Genomic DNA, 21,411 nt, shown 5'->3' with positions numbered 1-21,411 from the left:
ATAATATGCAATACATTGCTTATTATATATGATAAAACTAGAGGAAGATAAATCAGTGGGAATAAGATATTTGGCAACATTTTAAGGTATCTCAGAAACGTATTTATAAAAGGTATATACAAAATTAAGCGAGTCAAGAATTATAAAATCATACCTGGTGTAAAAGGTGTTTATGCGTTAGCTCGCAGTGCAGAAGAAATAACATTTTGGGATATTGTTGAAGCAGTAGAAGGAAGCGAATCATTCCTTCAATGTGCATAAATTACGCAAAATAATATATTAGTAGATAAAGATAATTTGCATATACACATACAAAATGTACATGTTTAATAAAAGTTATAATGTCAGAAGCAGAAGATGAAATGAGAAAATATTTAAGAAAAAAATCATTGGCATGGTTATACGATGAAGTATATAATAAAAAGCTTCCTAAAGAGGTTGAAAAAGCAACGATTAAATGGTTCAATAATAGCAAAAAGTAATTTAAGTAGTAAAAATTAAGAGTATTAACAGAGTTAGTATGATTTGCATCTATCATGAAACCCACTAAAATCTAGAATTTAGATTTTAGTGGGTTATTTTAATTCGACGTGAATTCACAAAGATAAAATATTTCCTAAAGGTTACCACATGATGAATTCATACAAATAAAGCCTTAAGAAAATAGTGAAAAATATAAATTCTAATGATATTAAAGAATATGCATATCTGAGTAATAAAAAAGTTTTGTTATATTAAGAAAAAATATGGCAAAAAATCCGAATAAAAAGAAAATAACTTTCAGATAATGTTTACATTGGTAAAAAAATATGCTATCTTACAATTAGAGATGCCATTTTAAAATAATAATGAACGGGGGAAAAGAAATGATTCATATAAAAAAAGATTTAACTAATATGCTGCTAATGTTAATACTATTTGTTCTGGTATTTATTTTGAGTAAGTTATTCCTGTATTTGGAATCAATCTTATGTATTATTGGAGTTTTAGGAGCAATCTTTTTAATTATATTACAATGTTGCAAATTTAAAGAAAATAAATCTATAGGTAGAAATGTTGCAATTGAAAAAATTAAAACTGGTAATTTGAAATATGATGAAAATAAGGATTTAAGTTCAGATGAAAGATTTATTATCGATGAATTTATTAAACTTGTAAAGGTTTTTAAAAGTTATGTTGCTGAAATATCAGCCTTGGGTGATTCAGTAATAGATACTGCAGATGAGACCGAAGAGTTATCAAAAACTTTAATGAGCCTTAACGACTTAGTAGCTGAAGGATCTCAGCAACAAGCAGGTGAAACAGAAAGTTGTATGAATTTAGTAGAAGGATTATCACTTAAATTTGAAGATGTTAACAGTGCAATGAAAGTTATAGAGAATAGGATTCAGCTATTAGAAAACGCAAGTTTGCATGGCAGTACAAATGTAAATGATACTTTAACTAAAAGTTCTGAAACTAGAGATGCTTTTACCAATGTTTCTAATAGTATAGGAATGCTAAAATTAAAATCTAATAATATTAATCAAATAGTTTCAGTAATTACAGAAATAGCAGATCAGACTAATTTATTAGCGTTAAATGCATCTATTGAAGCAGCAAGGGCTGGCAAAGAGGGTAAAGGTTTTACAGTTGTTGCAACTGAAGTTAGAAAGTTAGCAGATAGAAGCTTTAAATCAGCTTATGAGATAAAAAATATTGTAAGTGAAATAAATATGGAAATTGATTCAACTGAAACAATAATTAATTCCACAGAAGATAAGTTGAATTTGCAGCTTGAATCTGTGAAGAATGTTAATAGTGCTTTTAATAATATAGATCATTGTATTATCGAATGTACTAATCAGTATTCTGCGGTAAAAGATAGTATGGATAAGTTAGAGCAGTTAAAAAATTCAATAATTGATGATATTACTAATATCGCAGCTATTTCAGAGGAAACTGCAGCCTCAACAGGAGAAGCTGTTGAGGTAAGCATGCATCAAAAGAATTCGATGATTATTTTATCGGATATTGCTAAAAAGTTAAAAAGTAGGATAGATAGTGTAGAAAGTCAAATAGCTCACTACAATGTTGAATGTGATAAGAATAGAGAAAAAAGGATTGGTTTTGTGACAATATTACCGGAAAGTGATCCATATATGATAAATATGATTAAGATAGCTAAAGAAACCGCTAAAAAATATGGATATAAGCTTGTGGTTAGGTATCCACAAAACTATTTGAAAAGTAAACCAGAAGAACAGGTAGCTATAATCAATGAATTGACAGAAAAAGATGGTGGCATTGATTATCTGATAATACATCCATGGGAAGCGAAGCTTATTAGTCCGATAGTTAATGAGTTAAGTAAAAAAGGAATGAAAACTATTTGTGTAGATGGTGACTTACATGGAAGTAATAGATTAGCCTACATTGGGACAGATAATTATAAAGCAGGTGTTAGTGTAGCGCAAGCAATAATAAAGGTAGCTAAGGGAAAGGGAAATGTAATACTTAGTACTATTAGAAAAAGTGAAATAGCTGACATAAGAATAAAAGCAATTGAAGAGTACTTGCATACTCATTCAGATATTAGAATAGTTGATGTTGAAATAAATAATTGTGATATAAATGAAAGATTTAGTTATCTAAAAGATGCTTTAAATAAGTATTCTGACGTTAAAGTTATAGCTGGATTGGATCTACACTTTATAAAGGTTGCTGAGCTTTTAAAGAAATCATCTAATTCAATGGATAAAAAACTTATAGGATTTGATAATACGGATTATAATATAAAAGCTGTTAAAGCAGGAATAGTGGACATTTTAATTTCTCAAAGGCAAAATTTATTTGGACAAGTAGCTCTAAAATCTATATTTGATTATGAAAGTGGAGCTAAAGTTAAAGAAGTAGAATTGCTAGATACCTACCAAATAACCAAGGTTAGTGAGGGTTATTAAATAGTGAAAAAATCATTAAATTTTGCATAGCGATGCATTTATGAAAAAAATAAACATAATAAATGAAAAAAATGAAAAAAATATTCAAAAACTGTTTACGATTGTGAAAAAATGTGGTAAAGTAATATTAAGGTTAGTGAGATATTTTAAATTAAATACCTCAATGCTTAAATATAATCAAGAGGAGGAGTTTTATGAAAAATTATGATGTTGTTATAGCTGGAGGCGGCTTTTCTGGTTCAATAGCTGCTATAGCAGCTTCACGAGAAGGTGCTAAAACATTGGTAATTGAAAGCAACGGTTTCCTTGGTGGAACGCTAACAGGTGCAGGCGTTGGCCCGATGATGACATTCCATGCTGGTGATAAGCAAGTTATTCGTGGAATCACAGATGAATTAATAGAAAGATTAAAAGAGTCAGGTAAATCTCCAGGTCATATTTTAGACTCTAGCATGTATACGTATTCCGTAACGCCATTTGATGCTGAAGCAATGAAATACGAAATTGAAACAATGCTATTAGAAAGTGGTGGAGAAGTTTTATATCATACTATGCTTGCTGGTGCTCAAATGAGTAATGGGAGGATAGAAAGTATAAAGATATGTAATAAGGCTGGGGTAAGTGATATTAAAGCTAAAATATTCATTGATGCGACAGGGGACGGTGATCTTGGAGCATTTGCAGGTATTCCTTTTACTAAAGGAAGAGAAAAGGATGGAGCAGCTCAGCCAATGACTTTGAATATGAAAATTAGAGATGTGAATATGGAAAAATTAAAGGAATTTATAAAAAAAGATCCTGAGAATTTCGCCAGAATTCATAAAGATGTTACTACTATAGACAAGGTGCCAAGATTATCAGTAATAGGATTTGTTAAGGAATTTAACGAAGCAAAAGAAAAAGGTGAGATATCAATAAAAAGGGAAGATGTACTTTTCTTTGAAACTAATAATCCAGGAGAGATTATAGTTAACACTACAAGGATATTAGGGTGTGATAGTACTGATCCATGGAGCCTAAGCAAAGCTGAAATAGAGGGAAGAAAACAGTGCAAGGAATTGGAAGCCTTCTTTAAGAAGTACCTTACTGGATTCGAAAATGCTACTTTCATACAAAGTGGTCCATCTATAGGTGTAAGAGGTTCAAGACAAATTAAAGGTTTGTATACTTTAACTGCTGAAGACCTACTTAATAAAGAAAAGTTTGAAGATACAATAGCTCATTCAGGATATCCTATTGATATACATAGTCCTGATGGAGAGGGCACCGCGAGTAAAATGCTTGAATGGGGAGATTACTATAACATTCCACTTAGAATTTTAGTTCCGGAAAATATAGATAATCTTATTGTTGTTGGAAGATGTGTTTCTGCAACTTTTGAAGCACAAGCAGCAATAAGAGTAACGCCTACAGTAGGTGCTATAGGACAAGCTGGAGGTACTGCAGCAGCAATAGCAGCAAAGAAGATGATTTCAGTACAAAATGTTGATGTTAAGGAAGTACAAGAAAGATTAGTTGAAAATGGTTCATATTTAGATGTTTAAAATTATTATAAAAAGTTAACTACTAATTAAAAAATAAATTTTTATATTTGGAGGTTTTAGAATGAGTATACAAGCAATCGGTATTTTAGTTGTATTCTTAGTTTCAGTTATTTTAATGATGACAAGAAAGTTACCGACGATTTTGGTATTGCCACTAATGGCAGTCATATTTGCATTAATTGCAGGAATTCCAATAATGTCAAGTGATCCTAAAGAATTTACAATTACAGCCAATGTATTAGAGGCTGGTTCAATGAGAATGTCTTCAGCTATTGCTGGCTTAATATTTGGTGCATGGTTTGGGCAAATATTAAATAAGGTTGGTATAACAAAAACTATTATAAGAAAAGCTGCAGAACTTGCAGGTGATAAACCAGTTATTATTGCACTTACTTTTTTAATCGCAGCATCAATAATATTCTCAGCAGCAAGTGGTTTAGGAATGGTAATTCTTGTGGGAACAATCATTATACCAATAATGCTGACAGCAGGATTAAGTCCACTTGTAAGTGCATTAGTGCTTTTGTTTGCTAATGCAATAGGAGTAACTTTCTATGTTGGTGGTTGGGCAATATACAAAGATGTATTAAAATTAACTACAGAACAAATAGCAAACTATTCTTTAATACCTGCAGTACCACTTATAATTGTAGCCGTAGTTACTATTCTTTATTATAACAGTAAAGGTGCAAAATTAAAAAAGGCTTGGTCAATGCCATTAAATAATGAAGGGCAATTAGGAAATAATATGAATGTTAGATCAATAGCACTTATTAGCCCAATTATTCCAGTAATATTTGCCTTTACATTAAAATTATCAATAGTTCCTTCAGTTGTTTTAGGTATTGTAATAACATTGATACTTGCAACACCAAAGAGACCAGTACATGTTTTATCAAGTGCCTTAATTGAAGGTATTCAAGACACAGCAGGAGCTTTAGCTTTATTAATTGGTATAGGAATGGTATTAAATGCCGTTATGGCAGAACCAGTTGCAGCGATACTTAAGCCAATGATTGAAACTATAATTCCTCATAGTCCATTAACATATATACTTGTATTTACATTACTATCACCATTAGCTATATATAGAGGACCTTTTAATATATATGGATTAGGAAGTGGAATAGCAGCATTACTTGTAGCAGCAGGAATGAATCCAGTAGCTGCAATGGTTGCATTACGTGTAAACAGTAATCTTCAAGCAGTTTGTGATCCAACGAACTCTCATAATGTATGGGTTTCTGATTATACAAAGACTGATGTAAACGAAATCTTAAAGAAAACTATTATTTGGCTGGTTATAGCAGTAGGAGTTTCTATGGTTGTTGCAAGTTTTGTAGTAACATTGTAATAATATATATTGAATGGAATACTTAAGGTGATTCCATTCAATATATTATCAAGGGGAAGAGAATATGGAAGAATTGTTTGATGTCTTAGGAAAATTAAATGATAGAACATTAGCTTATGCTGAATTAAAAAATGATTTACTATTTCAAAAGATACCTAAAGATAAAATAGAGTATTATGTTGACGATTCATTATTTTTAGGAAAAATTGAAGCAAAAAAATATTTGGGGAAAGATCTGAAAAAACTATGCGAAGATAATGGTGTTAAAATTGAAATAGTAAAAAAATCAGGAACATTTTATGGAGTGAAATTTAGGGCAGAAATAAGTTTTTCGAAGAAAGAAAATATTATAAAAATATATGAAAACTCTTTAATTGATCTTATGAATACATGCAATAAGGTGGATTTTTTTAAAGAAAAGTTAAGTTACGAGGATGTATTTAATATGCATCTAGCTCATGAATTTTATCATTTTCTTGAATACAAAGAAAAAAAACCAACAAATGAACTTTTAGAGCAAGTAACATTAATGAATTTTGTTTTTTTTAAAAGGAAATCTTCAATCATAAAGTGTTCTGAAATAGCTGCTCATAGTTTTAGTAAGGAAATATTAGGAGCAAAATTTCTTCCTAATATATATGATTATTTATATTTAATAGAATTGGGTAAAATATCTTTAGATGATTTTAAGAAAATAATAATTTGTTTAGAGCAAGAATTGAATAATATGTTATAACTACTAATAAAGCTTAACCCCCTATAATACAGTACTTTGTAAAATTCGTATTATTTGAACAGACTGTTACAATTTGATATAATATATGATAGTATTGTTTTAGGAATGATTAAATTCTGTATATTATTCAAGTTAAAATATACGGATAATCAGGGAGGGCTTTTTAATGAGAAATACTGTTCCAGCAGTTATTGCAAAGATAATTTCAAGACAAAAAAATTTGACTTTTAGTGAAAATGAAATAGCGAATTTTGTCATAAACAATGCAGAATTTGTTATCAATAATACAATTACTAATATAGCAATTGAAACAAAAGTATCTGAAACTAGTATAAATAGATTTTGTAAAAAAATAGGATTCAAGGGATTTAATGATTTTAAAATAGCTTTAGCTCAAGATAATTTTTATCGAAATCTTAAGGCAAATGATAAGAGTAGAGATAACAATAGTCTTATTGATTCTATAGCTTCAGATTATAATGAATTGATACTCAATACATGTTCTTTAATAAATGAAATGGATTTAATTAAAGTAGTTGAAATGATTAAATCTGCTAAGAAAGTTAACATATTTAGTGTATTTGGTTCATGGCAGTCGGCTATTGAACTTAAACAAAGACTAAATATGATGGGAATAAAAGCTGAATCTTATAATGATGTGTATAGTATGAAGCTCTGTAGTGCTAATTCTTCTCAAGATGATTTAATTATAGGTATAACACGTAATATATCAGTAAGAGATATTCAAGAACCTTTAATTAGTGGGCGACAAAATAATGCTAAGATTGTGACAATTACAAGTTATGATTCTCCAAAACTTAGTGAACTTACAGATATTAAGATAATTACTTCAGATAAGTTAGCTATTGAAAATAACACGGTTATTTCAGATAATATGACTTTTCTGTTTACTATTGATGTTATAGTAGGAATGCTTATTAAATCTAACAAGAAGTATTTGCAAAAGAAATTGGATAGCGATGCATTATTTGAAAGTGAACAAGATTACAGTAATTACTATTATAATCTTTAAGATGCAAGGCTAAAGACAAGACTGGTATAGGATTTAAGTTCAACTCCAGTCTTTTTTTTAACTGTTTATAAGTCTTATCTATATTAAGTCTATTAATCTTACCTATATTATTTAATGAAAATCATTATAATAAATTTCGGAAAACAAATCATAAATCTTGTATATTTTAAATGAAGGGATAATTTTGAATCTTTGTATCCAAAATATCCGGAAAAAATGAAAAAAAATTTCAAAAACTATTTACAATGATTCGCGTAAATGATATCCTTTAAATAAGGATATTTAATTAATTTGTGATAAAACCAGGAGGTTAAGGAGGAGATTGTATGGCTAAGAAGGTTAGAATTGGTATCGATGTAGGTGGAACTTTTACCGATGCAGTAGTAATAGATAATGATACATATGAAATTATTGCAAAACAAAAAATAAGTACAACACATAGTGAAGCAGAGGGAGTTGCAGGTGGTATAGTCAAAATAATAAATAAAGTATTGACTGACAATAATATATCCCCTGATGATGTGGTGTTCATTGCTCATGGAACAACACAAGCAACTAATGCTTTGCTTGAAGGGGATGTAGCACAAGTTGGTATAATAGGTATGGGAACAGGTATGGATGCTGGAAGTGCAAAAAATGAGACAAATACAGCAGATATAGAATTGGCTCCTAAAAAATATTTAAAAACATATCATACTTTCATAGATTCTAAGAATTTAAATAGCAAAATTGTAGAGAAATCAATTAATGAACTTCAAAGTCAAGGTGCAGAAGTTATAGTTGCATCAGAAGCGTATAGTGTTGACAATCCTAAAAATGAGCAGGATGTAATAGAGATAGCTAATAATAAGTCACTATATGCAACAGGAGGACATGAAATATCACAGCTATATGGTTTGAAAACGAGAACACGAACAGCAGTAGTAAATGCGAGCTTAATCCCTAAGATGATGGAAACAGCAAATATGACCGAAAAGGCAGTAAAGAATGCACAAATAAAATCTCAATTAATGATAATGAGATGTGATGGTGGAGTAATGAGCGTTGATGAAGTGAGAAAACGTCCTATACTTACAATGCTATCTGGTCTTGCAGCGGGAGTTGCTGGGGCTCTTATGTATGAAAAAATTTCAGATGGAATATTCTTTGAAGTTGGAGGTACAAGTGTAGATATTTCTGTTATTAAAGATGGAAAGGTAATGATAAAAAATGCACAGGTTGGTGGACATAAAACTTATTTAAGATCACTTGATGTTCGTACTTTAGCGGTAGCAGGCGGTAGTATGATAAAAATAGAAAATAATAAAATTAGTGATGTAGGACCAAGAAGTGCACATATAGCTGGAGTGGATTATGAATGTTTTGCAGATCCTGAGAATATCCAAGAACCTAAAATCAAATTCATAAGTCCAAGGGAAAGCGATCCAAAGAATTATGCAATTATTGAGTGCTCAAATGGAAAGGAATTTTCTTATACACTTGCAGGTGCTTCAAATCTTTTAGGTTATGTACCAGAGGGGGATTATGCTAGAGGTAATGCGGAAAGTAATAAAAAAGCATGGCAGGTTTTAGGAGATTACTTAAATATTTCTGCTGAGGAAGCAGCTAAGCAAGTTATGGATATAGCGGTAAATAAAGTAATGAAAGTCGTTAACGAAATGGTTGAAGAATATGAATTAGATAGAAAATTCATTACACTTGTAGGTGGTGGCGGAAGTGGAGCTGTGCTTGTTCACGCACTTGCTGATAAAGGTGGATTTAAATCAAAGGTAGCAGAAAATGCACCTTACATATCCACAATTGGTGTTGCGCTTGCTATGGTTCGTGAGCAGATAGAAAGATCGGTAGTTGCTCCTTCAGAAGATGATATTAAGAAAATTAGAGAAGATATAATTGAAAAAATAGTACAGTCTGGAGCAAATGAAGCTACTGTTGATGTAACTATCGAAATAGATTCGCAAAAAAATATACTTAGAGCAATTGCAACAGGATCAACTGAACTTAGATCAAAAGACCTTGCTCAAAGTGTTGCATCAGAAGATGATATGAAGGAAGTAGTATCAGGTGCACTTAGTGTTGAAAAATCAACAGTTGAATTAGTATCTAATACAGGAAGATGGTATTTATTTAAGGCTGTTACTCAAAAGAAAGCTTTTTTTGGACTGTTCAAAAAAACATTAAACAATATTTGTATGGTTGATAGAGAAGGCGTCGTTCGTTTAAAGAGAGAAAATGCATATAACTTAACGTTTAGAAAAGATGCAACTTTATCAGATTTTGTAGCTTTTCTTGATCAACACACAATATATTCTGATGCTAATGCTACTATACCAAAGGTATTCCTATTCTATAAAGAGAAGATGCTTGATTTAACAGGCATGCAAACAAAGGAACAACTTCTTTCTATAATAGATGTAGAAACTAAGTTTATGGAAAATGATGAAAAAATTATTACTGTTGTATATAAGTAATTATAATAACACAGAAATATTTTATGGTAGGAGGTATGGGAGTGAAAATAGAAAAGATAACGTGGTCTGGAGAAGAAGCAGTATATTTCACTGCTGGAGATTATGAAGCAGTCATGATACCTAAAATCGGAGCTAATATTATTGAATTAAAGCATAAAGTACTAGGTTGCAATATCATAAGAACTCCAGAAACATTAAAGGAATTTAAGAGTAAGCCAATAATATTTGGAATTCCAATTTTATTTCCACCAGGAAGAATTGAAGATGGAAAATATTCAGTTAATGATATGGCATATGAACTTCCAATAAACGACACTATAAGAAATAATCATTACCATGGAATAATAAATAAATTGCCTTTTACAGTAACTAGCACTAAGGTTAATAAGATTGAAGAGTATGTCGAAATTGAAGTATCCTTTTGGAGTAATTCATTTAATGAAGATGTATTTAGGTATTTTCCACATGAGTTTCAATGCCAAATGACCTATAAATTATCTAAAAAAGGATTAGAACAAAAAATAACCTTTATAAATTGTAGTGAAAAACTAATGCCTTTAGGAGTCGGATTCCATACAGCTTTTAATGTTCCATTTCAAGCTGACAGCAAAAAAGAAAATTATGCATTAACTTTATCAGTAGGAGATAAGTGGTTAGTTAATTCAAGATATTTACCCACTGGGAATAAGGTTAATTTATGTGATTATGAGAAGAAATACAGGGATGGTGGAGTAATTCCGCTTGAACATCCGGTGAACGATACATACACAGTACAGCCTTTAAGTTTTCAAGGTACACCTTTTAATGGTGCTATTATTGAGGATAAAGAAAAAAATATAAAGTTATATTATGAGTTTGGTAAAGACTATAAATTTTGTACAGTATGGAATAATGAAGCTTCATCAGATTTTATTTGTATCGAGCCACAAACATGGATGAATAATGCACCAAATTTAAAATTGTCTTCAGAAGAGACAGGCTTTAGAGTATTACTATCTGGTGAGAAGTGGAGCGAAACTACTAAAATATTTATAGAGTAATGGATAAACTTTCTCTTAAATTATTCAATAGTTGAACCATATTATTTTGGCGTTCACTTTCATTATTAGAGGGTGAACGTTATTTTTATTAAGGTGGAATTAATAAACAGTGGTGTGAGTGGAAATACTAGTACTCAGAGACTTGAGAGAATAGAAAAAGATATTCTTACTCATGGAAAAAAGGAATAAATCTAAAGTAAATATATTCAAGCAGTAAGAGAAATAGATAAAGCAAAAAAATAGATACTATAGATATTAGAGCTATATATGAAAGATATAGATAGATATAAATTCTTGAGGTCATTGCAAAAGCACATTTGTGCTGATGGAGTTCATCAACATATATTTGGAGCATCAATATATGTATAACTTATTGGAGATCACCTAGATGAAAAGTATATTTGATGATAAATGTGAATGTTAAATAAGAGAAAATGTATGAGTATCTGATAAGTAAATAAGGAGGATTTAAAAATGAAATATTTTATAGGAATTGATATAGGAGGCACCAACTTAAGAGCTGCCATTTTAGATAATGAATATAATTTAATTGATAAATTTAAAATAGATAATATTGTAGAAAAGGGAGCAAAATGCAATATAGATAATTTAATAAATATGATAAAAGAAAAATGGAATAAATATAAAGTTGAAGCTATTGGTGTAGCATGCCCAGGCCCTTTGGATATAAGAAATGGAGTGATAATCAATCCTCCTAATTTAAGAGGATGGGAAGGCTTTAAGATAAAGAAATATTTTGAAGAACATTTTGAATTACCTGTAATTGTAAATAATGATGCAAATTTAGCGGGATATTGCGAAGCCAAGATAGGTGCAGCTAAAAATGCTGAAAGTGTATATTACATTACTCTATCAACAGGAGTAGGTGGTGGATTTATTTATAAAAATCAAATAGTCAATGGCTTTAACAATATAGCTGGAGAAGTATGCAACATGATAATAAACGAAGATGAATATAGACATGCAGGTTTAAATTCAGGAGGATTAGAAGGACAATGCAGTGGTGTAAGTATTTCTAGAATAGGCAGTGAGAAATGTGGACAAGAATTTTCTACAAAAGATATTTTTGATAAAGCGAGTGGAGGAGACGTAGACTGTTTAGACGTTTTAAATGAATGGACTATAAATTTATCTAAAGCAATTGCTAATATAATAACTACAGTAGATCCAGAAGTTATAGTACTTGGCGGATCAGTTATTTTAAACAATTCTAATTACTTAGAAAAATTAATTAATGAAGTTAAGCTAAGAGTATTTAACAATATTAATGTAAATATTAAATTGGCTAAAATAGGTGATGATGCAGGATTGCTTGGAGCGGGTATTCTAGCATCTTGCTTAAACTGATAGATATAATAAATGCAGATAGTGGATTTCAAAGGTTGCGTTTTACCTCGACAATTAACCCCCTCGACAGAAGTGTTGAGGGGGTTATCATTTTCTGAATTAATTTTGATTAGATAACACTTGATGACAGTTTTTTAATATTCAAATTTTCACTTCTTATAAGTTAGAAGATTCAGCGACATTCTTATAGTTTTCGGAATAAAAATATTTATAGATTCGGTAATACATTACATAAGATGTACTAATGATATGCTTGTAACGATAAAAGAAAAGAAAAATTATAGGAACCACAAAGAAACTAAAGAATAAAGTAGTTAGAGTATGTAACTTATTCAGCTGTGGTGTTAAAGAATTTAACATAATATATTCTCTTAATTCTTATAAAAATCAACTATTCCCCTCAACTTTATTATACCATATGAAATTTTTAAATAACAGGCTTATAATATGTGCTTATTCTGTGTATCATAGGAACAGAATCACTTCGTAGAAATTGCTTCACTCGTATATAGAAAAGGAATTAAAAGTTTAAATGGTTTTTAACGAGAAGTATAAGAGTGCGAGCAAGTGAATTAAACTACTCAGGGTTCCGACTTAAAAGAGGAAGGGGAATGTGTATGAATTCATATGTACTTAGCTTTCAGGAGATTGATAAAACAAAGATTTCCATGGTTGGAGGGAAAGGCGCTAATCTAGGAGAATTATCTAGAATTACTGAAATTTTAGTACCAGAAGGTTTTTGTGTTACAACAGAAGCGTATAAAAAAATAACTGAAAATAATGAAGAACTTAAAGGTTTATTAGATGAATTATCGCATTTTGGAGTAGAAGACATAGAAAAAATAAGAGAAATTAGCAGTGAAATTCGCAAGGTAATTGAAGGGATAACTATACCTGAGGTTATTAACGAAGAGATTGCAAGATTTATATTAAGACTTGGTGAAAAAGATTCATATGCTGTACGTTCTAGTGCAACCGCAGAGGATTTGCCGACAGCCTCTTTTGCAGGTCAGCAGGATACGTATTTAAATATTATTGGAAAGGAATCAATTTTAAAACATATCAGAAAGTGCTTGGCATCACTGTTTACAGAGAGAGCAGTAATTTATCGTATTCAAAACGAATTTGACCACAATAAAGTGCACCTTTCTGTGGTTGTTCAGAAGATGGTATTCCCTAAGGCGGCAGGAATTTTGTTTACTGCTGATCCTGTTACTTGTAATAGAAAAGTGGTATCTATTGATGCAAGCTTTGGACTAGGAGAGGCTTTGGTTTCTGGATTAGTGAATGCTGATAATTATAGAGTACGCAACGATAAGATAGTAGATAAGAAAATATCTACTAAGAAGCTAGGTATCTATTCTTTAAAAGATGGTGGTACCGAAAAGTTGGCGATTGAGCCTGAGATGCAAAATAGTCAAGTGCTCACAGATGAACAGATTTTGAGACTTACGCATATGGGTAGAAAGATTGAAGAGCATTTTGGATGTCCACAAGACATAGAATGGTGTTTGGATCACGATACCTTTTATATTGTTCAGAGCCGACCAATCACTACTTTATATCCAATTCCTGAAACGAATGATGAAAAAAAACATGTCTATTTATCTGTGGGGCATCAACAAATGATGACCGATCCTTTGAAGCCACTCGGAATGTCTTTAAAGGAGTTAATATCTTTTGGTCGATGGTTTAAGGCTGGTGGAAGGTTGTTTGTTGATGTAGCACCAATGCTCGCTTCACCAGATGGCAGAAAAAACTTATTAAATAATATGAAACAACTCGAACCTCTCACAGAAGATGCAATTATGACCATAATAGAGCGAGATTTCATAAAATGCTTACCAAATGATAAAGAGGAACAGAGCGACATTAAAAGTAAATCAGCTGCAGGTTCAGAGCCACAAAAGGAATTGGATCCGACAATCGTTTCTGAGCTGATTAAGAAGAGTCAATCATCCATAGAGGAGTTAAAACAAAAAATCCAAACTAAATCAGGAGTAGATTTAATTGATTTTATTCTAGAAGATATAAATGAGTTAAAGAGGATTTTATTTGACCCACAAAGTACAGCTGTATTTATGTCTGCTATAAATGCTTCGCTTTGGACTAATGAAAAGATGAACGAGTGGTTAGGTGAAAAAAATGCAGCCGATATCATTTCTCAATCAGTACCAAACAACATTACTTCGGAAATGGGTCTAGAGTTAATGGATGTGGCAGATGTGATACGTCCTTATCCAGAAATAGTTGATTTTTTACAACATGTAAAAGATGATAACTTTTTGGAGGAAGTGATTAAGTTTTATGGTGGAAAGGAAACCAGAGATGCAATCTTGTCTTATCTTAGGAAATTTGGGATGCGCTGCAGCGGAGAAATAGATATTACTAGAACTAGATTTAGCGAAAAACCAATTACACTTGTCCCTATGATTTTAAGCAATATCAAAAACTTTGAGCCGAGTGCTGGCAAAATGAAATTTGAGCAAGGGCGACAGGAAGCTTTGAATAAAGAACAAGAGTTATTAAGTCGGTTACGAGAGTTACCTGATGGTGAACAAAAGGCAAAAGAAACAAAACGAAATATCGACTTGATCAGGAATTTTATAGGTTATCGTGAATACCCAAAATACGGTATGATTAGCCGCTATTTTGTTTATAAGCAGGCCCTAATGAAAGAAGCGAAACGACTCGTACAAGATGGTGTTATTCATGAAAAAGAAGATATTTATTACCTTACTCTTGAGGAACTTCGCGAAGTAGTACACACAAATAAACTTGATTATGATATTATAATCAAGCGAAAAGACGAGCACAAATTAAATGAAAAACTAACACCACCACGTGTTATGACCTCTGATGGTGAAATCATTACAGGTAAATATAAACGAGAAAATCTTCCAGCTGGTGCGATTGCAGGTCTAGCTGTTTCGTCTGGAGTAATCGAGGGAAGAGCACGTGTCATCTTAAACATGGAAGATGCTGTGCTAGAAGCAGGAGATATATTAGTCACCTCCTTTACAGACCCTAGCTGGACACCATTATTTGTATCAATAAAAGGTCTAGTGACTGAAATTGGTGGACTCATGACTCATGGAGCCGTTATCGCGCGTGAATATGGATTACCAGCAGTTGTAGGTGTAGAGAATGCTACTAAACTGATAAAAGATGGGCAGAGAATCCGAGTGAATGGAACTGAAGGATATATAGAAATTTTATAGTGATGTAGATAGTGTCAAATGAAATTACCAGACAGAAGGGTGGAAACTTGATAAAAATAATTACTGAGGACCAACCAATATTCATTTGACTATAATATTGATTCCAAAGAGGTCAGAAATTAAAAATAAAAGAACTGAAAGGAGTGAGTACTCTATGACAGGACCAGACAAGGAAAAGCTATATCCAAATACAAATATAAAGACGGTTTGTTATATAAGTAATCTACCTAAAAAATCTAATGTTGAGATTGGAGAATATACTTATTATAGTGATAATAAAAAATCTCCTGAGAAATTTTATGATAATATAGAGCATCATTATGAATTCCTGGGAGATAAACTTATAATAGGCAAGTTTTGCGCAATTGCAGAGGGGATTAAGTTTATCATGGATGGAGCAAACCACAGAATGGATGGAGTTACAACTTATCCCTTCAATATCTTTGGAGGTGGTTGGGAAAAGGTCACTCCAACAGTAGAACAGTTGCCTTTTAAGGGAGATACAGTAATTGGAAATGATGTGTGGATGGGTCAAAATGTAACTATTATGCCAGGGGTCAAGGTTGGTGATGGTGCGATTATTTCTACAAATTCAACTGTAGTGAAAGATGTTGAGCCGTATACTATTTATGGCGGTAATCCAGCCAAGTTTATTAAAAAGCGTTTTAGTGATGAAAAAATTGAATTTTTACTGAAGCTTCAATGGTGGAATTGGGACGAAGAGAAGATATTTAATAATATTGAAAAGTTAACATCAGAAGTTGGTTTAGATCAATTAATGAAAGAATATATATAAATCATAAGCTATGTATAGCTTGGACAATAATATAGGCTAACAAAATTTCATATATTCGAAAATGAATTTGCTGGAGGCCATATATCATTAGAAGACTACAAGTTAAAAATGTCAAATATAAATAATGATAATAAGGTTTTTTTAAGCTAAAAAGTATGGTAGAAAGTTAAATGAGGAAGTTTATTTTCCTCATTTAATACATAATATTAAAGGATTTCCTATTGGCAAGTAAGTTCAAAAATTTCTAATAGTCTAATTTAGTGCGTAGTTCATTTTTATATAATCAATCCATTCGTTATGAAGCTCATCTTCGGTTATTCCGAAAACATCTACAAAACTATTAGGTTCTTTTATCAAATTGCACAGCTTGTCATAGCCAAATAATTTGATTATTGATTCTACTATAGTATATGAGTATTGATATCCATCATATTTGAAAAAAGTTTCAAAATCATCGCCTGTATCTAAATCTTTAAATGTAGGAACAATATCATTTGCTAGTCCATTTTTAACAGTTTTTATTATCCAGTTTTCATTATTGTCTTTTACTTCATAACATGCAATTCCTTCATCCAACCATCTTGGTGTATTCTCATTTATTTTATTTACTATGATTATGAACAAATTCGTGAACAGCTGCAGCGGATTATAAAATGCTGAGTTTTTTCTAAATAGGAATGATTTTATTTATTCATAAAACTATACTAGCATCAAGGCTATAAATACGCAGATTATTTTTTACCATAAATATGGTGAAGAATAAATATTCTAAACAATATTTATGGTAAAGAATATTAGAATATATATTCTTCAGAATATGCTTGAATAATGCGGGTTCGAAGGCCACGAATTTAAAAACTCCTGGATTTTCACATAATTTAAGATAGGAAAATTTTGAGTTGATAATAAAATAAATAACTTCAACAGGCTACTAGAAATAAAAGACCTAGAAGTTAAAAACTTTACTATAATTAATGACAAAATAATATATTCGTCTCGATTTACTTTCCCGATGTTGATAAAACAATTATGCCTTGCTATTATGGATTAAAAGATTAAACCATTGACATATGCGAATGAATGAAGTTTGTATGGGGAAAAGCACTAATGATTACAATTTAATTAAAGGAGATATATAATGAACGAACAAGATAAATTAAGGCAACTAGAAAATGAGTTCAAAGAATGTAGATCAGTGCTAGCTGCTATTGGGGATGAGACAAGGCAATTAATTATTTTAAGCTTAATGAAAGGAACATATCCTGGAATAAGGGTTGGAGAAATAACTAAAGGGACACATTTGTCACGTCCAGCTGTTTCGCATCATTTAAAAATATTAAAAGAAGCCAAAATTGTAACTTTAGTCAAGCAAGGAACGATGAATTTCTATCATATAAATCCAGCTAAAAGCGATTTGATTCTGATGAAGAGGTTATTTTCTCATGTTGAAGAATTTATGTGTGATTGCTGGAAGGACAACTAGAATAATGGCAGAATCTAAAGGCGATATTTAGTTGATTTGGTTTAAAATAATTTGTTCTGGAGGGTATAAGAGATGAATCTAATAAATAAAGAAATAAAAGCAGTAAATGGCATTAAAATACCTCAGGTTGGTTTCGGGGTATATAAACTAAATAAAGGGGAAGATTTTGAAACTGCTGTGGGTGAAGCTATTAAAATTGGATATCGTCATTTTGATACTGCTAAAATTTATGGCAATGAAAAAGATTTAGGATTAGCAATTGAAAAAAGTCAGATACCAAGGGATGAATTTTTTATTACTTCGAAGGTTTGGAATACGGATCATGGTTATGAAGCTACTAAGAAAGCCTTTGAAAAAACTTGTAAAAATCTGAACGTAGAGTACCTTGATATGTACCTAATTCATTTTGCTTCACTTTATTATTTAGAAACGTGGCATGCTATGGAAGATTTATATTTACAGGGTAAAATCAAAGTGATTGGAGTTGCAAATTTTGAGATACAACATCTTGAAGAATTAATGAAAAACTCAAAGATTACACCGATGATTAATCAGATTGAGACTCATCCAGAGTTTCCACAAAATGAGCTACATCAATATCTTACTAAACATAAGATTCTGCATGAAGCTTGGGCACCCTTAGGTCAAGGAAATAAAGCTTTGCTGGAAAATACAGTATTGAAAAAAATTGCAAATCATCATGAAAAAACAGTGGCTCAAGTAATTTTACGTTGGCATATACAAAGGGGAATTATTATTATCCCCAAATCGTCAAATCCCAAAAGAATCAAAGAGAACATTCAGTTGTTTGACTTTGAATTATCAAGTGAAGAAATGGAAAAAATTAATCAACTAAATACAGGGAAAAGGTATTCTCATAGTCCTACAGGCTATATGATTAATCCACTTTATAATAAACTGATGAAAATTTTCATTAAATAAATTTTTAATCTATCTAAAATTAGCGATTGATATTCTAATGTTAGATATAACTTAGAAAGTCCTACGTATATCTGTTACAGTGAACCCTATATATGGAGAATCAAAACAAATAGGACATGATTAAGTATTAAAACATAAACCAATGATATTAAAAGTGTCATTGGTTTGTGTTATAATTTTTTTAGTCATAGATGTGTATTAAATAAAGAACTTATAATTAATTATACAAAGTATATAGTTATGCAAATTTATTTAGTAGGATTAGGTTATAAGATGTATTTTAAAACTACATTCTATTCCTTATAAAAAATATAACTGAAAAAGAGGTAAATAGTATGATAAAACCAATAGTAAAAGATATATTATTTTTAGGACAAAAATCAGAAGAGGCAACTAAAAATGATATGGTAGTAATTGATGATTTAATAGATACATTAAGAGCAAATTTAGAGCATTGTGTTGGATTGGCTGCTAATATGATTGGAGTAAAAAAGCGTATATTAGTATTTACTGTAGGCAATCTTATTGTACCTATGATAAATCCAGTTATATTAAAAAAGGAAAAGCCTTATGAAATAGAAGAAAGTTGCTTATCTTTAATTGGATTTAGAAAAACAAAGAGATATGAAACGATAGAGGTTATGTATCTTGATAGAAACTTTAATAAGAAAAAGCAAGTGTTTAATGGATTTACAGCACAAATAATTCAACATGAAATGGATCATTTTGAAGGTATAATAATCTAATCATCAAGTTAAAAACGTAGCTTGATAATACTAAAAATAAATGCTTAAATGCAAAAGGAAAGCACAATATTCAATTTATATTTGCTTTTAATAACTGCATTTACATCAGCATATATGTATGTTAGAATTTGGTACAAAGTAGAATTCTTTAGAAAAAGTTAGGTAGATTTGGGGTGTTAATAATGAATATAAAGATAGTTCCTGGCCTTAATAACTCTGGGCCAGAACATTGGCAGACTATTTGGGAGAAAAAGTATGGATTTAAAAGAATAATCCAAGAGGAATGGGATTATCCTGTATATAAAGAATGGGAAAAAAATTTAATAGAAAATCTTTCAAGAGGAAATAGCTTTGATGTAGTATTGGTTGCACACAGCCTTGGCTGCTTGCTTACTGTAAAAGCTATGCCTAAGATACGAAAGTACTTGAAAGCAGTCTTCTTAGTGGCTCCACCTGATCCAAACAAGGAACAATTTCCGAATTTTTTAGATTCCTTTGAACATTTGCCAGAAGATAACCTGCAGCTACCTGGAATGCTAATTTATAGTGAGAATGATCAATATTCCTCATCTCTGTTTTGTATAGAAAAAGGCAAACAGTGGGGCCTTGAAACAGTATCTGTGGGCAAAAAGGGTCATATAAACAGTGAATCCAATATAGATGATTGGAATGAAGGATTTAATTTATTTCAGAAACTATTGGAAAGAATCCGATAAGGTTAATCACTTTTAATTGTTAATTGTACAGTGTTAATTTGAAGGGAGTTACGATTTTATGCATGATGTGGTGGCAAAAGGTATATTATCTAGTAGTAATGGAATGAACATTTATAGAGGATGTACTCATGGATGTATATATTGTGACGCCAGAAGTCATTGTTATGGAATGGATCATATTTTTGAAGACATTGAGGTTAAGGCTAATGTGCTGCAGCTATTAGAGGATGCACTTAAGAAAAAAAGAAAAAAGTGCATGATTGGAACCGGTGCAATGAGTGATCCATATATTCATCTAGAAGAAAATCTTCAAAATACAAGAAAATGTTTAGAGATAATTGATAAGTATGGATTTGGACTCGCAATACAAACTAAATCAAATAGAATATTAAGAGACTTAGACTTGCTAAGAAGTATAAATAAAAAAGCAAAGTGTGTTGTGCAGATGACATTAACAACTTATGATGAAGAATTATGCAAGATTATTGAACCTAATGTTTCTACAACAAAAGAACGATTCGAAGTTTTAAAAATAATGAGGGATAACAGAATTCCTACAGTAGTCTGGTTAAGTCCTATTTTACCTTATATAAATGATACAGAGAAAAATATAAGAGGAATTTTAGATTATTGTATAGAAGCTAAAGTTAAAGGAATTGTAGTATTTGGTATTGGATTAACATTAAGAAATGGAAATAGGGAATATTATTATAAGAATTTAGATAATCATTTTAAAGGTTTAAAAGGAAAATATATAAGAGAATATGGGAATAGTTATGAGGTGTTAAGTAAGAATCATGAAAAATTAATGAAAATTATTAAAGACACCTGTCAGCAGAATAATATTATTTTTGGAGTGAAAGAAGTTTTTAATTATATGAAAGCATTTGAAGAGGAGAATAATGAAGTTCAAATAGGTTTTGATATATAGGAAATAATTTATATGATAAAAAGGTGTTATCTACTTTGTATATAACATTTATATACAAAGTAGAATAAAGAGCTCCTATTTTTATTGT

General features: G+C 30.7%; 16 protein-coding genes and 1 pseudogene. 16 read left to right on the top strand and 1 reads right to left on the bottom strand.

From position 1 onward, the window contains the following. Window positions 1–28 precede the first annotated feature (28 nt). The 11 genes and pseudogenes from KEC93_RS17840 (at window position 29) to KEC93_RS17790 (ending at window position 16,505) form a co-directional block, all read left to right on the top strand. Window positions 29–482 (top strand): annotated as a pseudogene (locus KEC93_RS17840) (Rrf2 family transcriptional regulator). 384 nt (window positions 483–866) lie between these two features. Beyond that, entirely contained in the window at window positions 867–2,942 is a 2,076-nt protein-coding gene (locus KEC93_RS17835) for a substrate-binding domain-containing protein (protein WP_172462702.1), read from the top strand. Between the two features lie 194 nt (window positions 2,943–3,136). After that, window positions 3,137–4,486, top strand: a complete 1,350-nt coding sequence (locus KEC93_RS17830) for an FAD-dependent oxidoreductase (RefSeq protein WP_077867807.1) — start codon at window positions 3,137–3,139, stop codon at window positions 4,484–4,486. A gap of 61 nt (window positions 4,487–4,547) precedes the next feature. Further along, window positions 4,548–5,840: a Na+/H+ antiporter NhaC family protein gene (locus KEC93_RS17825; protein ID WP_077867806.1), complete on the top strand. Its 1,293-nt coding sequence runs from the start codon at window positions 4,548–4,550 to the stop codon at window positions 5,838–5,840. Window positions 5,841–5,904: 64 nt separating this feature from the next. Then, window positions 5,905–6,576 carry a hypothetical protein gene (locus tag KEC93_RS17820; protein WP_077867805.1) on the top strand — a complete coding sequence of 224 codons (672 nt, stop codon included), beginning with the start codon at window positions 5,905–5,907 and terminating at the stop codon, window positions 6,574–6,576. 166 nt (window positions 6,577–6,742) lie between these two features. After that, window positions 6,743–7,609, top strand: coding sequence for a MurR/RpiR family transcriptional regulator (locus KEC93_RS17815; protein ID WP_012059693.1), 867 nt, complete (start codon window positions 6,743–6,745; stop codon window positions 7,607–7,609). Between the two features lie 326 nt (window positions 7,610–7,935). After that, window positions 7,936–10,080 (top strand): hydantoinase/oxoprolinase family protein, encoded by a 2,145-nt coding sequence (locus KEC93_RS17810; RefSeq protein ID WP_077831176.1) that lies wholly within the window; start codon window positions 7,936–7,938, stop codon window positions 10,078–10,080. 41 nt (window positions 10,081–10,121) lie between these two features. Next, complete coding sequence (locus KEC93_RS17805; protein WP_038457764.1) at window positions 10,122–11,120, top strand: aldose 1-epimerase; 999 nt, start codon at window positions 10,122–10,124, stop codon at window positions 11,118–11,120. Between the two features lie 474 nt (window positions 11,121–11,594). Then, window positions 11,595–12,488, top strand: coding sequence for an ROK family protein (locus KEC93_RS17800; RefSeq protein ID WP_039769051.1), 894 nt, complete (start codon window positions 11,595–11,597; stop codon window positions 12,486–12,488). Window positions 12,489–13,105: 617 nt separating this feature from the next. Further along, complete coding sequence (gene ppsA, locus KEC93_RS17795) at window positions 13,106–15,709, top strand: phosphoenolpyruvate synthase (RefSeq protein WP_077867804.1); 2,604 nt, start codon at window positions 13,106–13,108, stop codon at window positions 15,707–15,709. A gap of 154 nt (window positions 15,710–15,863) precedes the next feature. Continuing rightward, the gene (locus tag KEC93_RS17790; protein WP_077867803.1) at window positions 15,864–16,505 is read left to right on the top strand and encodes a Vat family streptogramin A O-acetyltransferase; all 642 of its coding nucleotides are present in this window, start codon (window positions 15,864–15,866) and stop codon (window positions 16,503–16,505) included. A 252-nt stretch (window positions 16,506–16,757) separates the two neighbouring features. Here KEC93_RS17790 and KEC93_RS17785 read toward each other — a convergent pair whose 3' ends face one another. Beyond that, on the bottom strand, window positions 16,758–17,129 hold the full coding sequence (locus KEC93_RS17785) for a gluzincin family metallopeptidase (protein WP_241394830.1): 372 nt from the start codon (window positions 17,127–17,129) through the stop codon (window positions 16,758–16,760). A 514-nt stretch (window positions 17,130–17,643) separates the two neighbouring features. Between KEC93_RS17785 and KEC93_RS17780 the strand changes: the two genes are divergently transcribed. The 5 genes from KEC93_RS17780 (at window position 17,644) to KEC93_RS17760 (ending at window position 21,323) form a co-directional block, all read left to right on the top strand. Continuing rightward, complete coding sequence (locus KEC93_RS17780; protein ID WP_077867802.1) at window positions 17,644–17,988, top strand: ArsR/SmtB family transcription factor; 345 nt, start codon at window positions 17,644–17,646, stop codon at window positions 17,986–17,988. 72 nt (window positions 17,989–18,060) lie between these two features. Beyond that, window positions 18,061–18,930, top strand: coding sequence for an aldo/keto reductase (locus tag KEC93_RS17775; RefSeq protein ID WP_077867801.1), 870 nt, complete (start codon window positions 18,061–18,063; stop codon window positions 18,928–18,930). A gap of 335 nt (window positions 18,931–19,265) precedes the next feature. After that, the gene (locus tag KEC93_RS17770) at window positions 19,266–19,676 is read left to right on the top strand and encodes a peptide deformylase (RefSeq protein ID WP_023974056.1); all 411 of its coding nucleotides are present in this window, start codon (window positions 19,266–19,268) and stop codon (window positions 19,674–19,676) included. 182 nt (window positions 19,677–19,858) lie between these two features. Beyond that, window positions 19,859–20,392, top strand: a complete 534-nt coding sequence (locus KEC93_RS17765; protein ID WP_077867800.1) for an RBBP9/YdeN family alpha/beta hydrolase — start codon at window positions 19,859–19,861, stop codon at window positions 20,390–20,392. Window positions 20,393–20,450: 58 nt separating this feature from the next. Beyond that, window positions 20,451–21,323, top strand: a complete 873-nt coding sequence (locus KEC93_RS17760) for an SPL family radical SAM protein (RefSeq protein WP_077867799.1) — start codon at window positions 20,451–20,453, stop codon at window positions 21,321–21,323. Window positions 21,324–21,411 lie beyond the last annotated feature (88 nt).

The organism is Clostridium beijerinckii (genome assembly GCF_018223745.1).
GTDB classification, from domain to species: Bacteria; Bacillota; Clostridia; order Clostridiales; family Clostridiaceae; genus Clostridium; species Clostridium beijerinckii.
The sequence above is the reverse complement of the archived record's forward strand: the minus strand, read 5'-3'. Positions and strand labels throughout refer to the sequence as shown.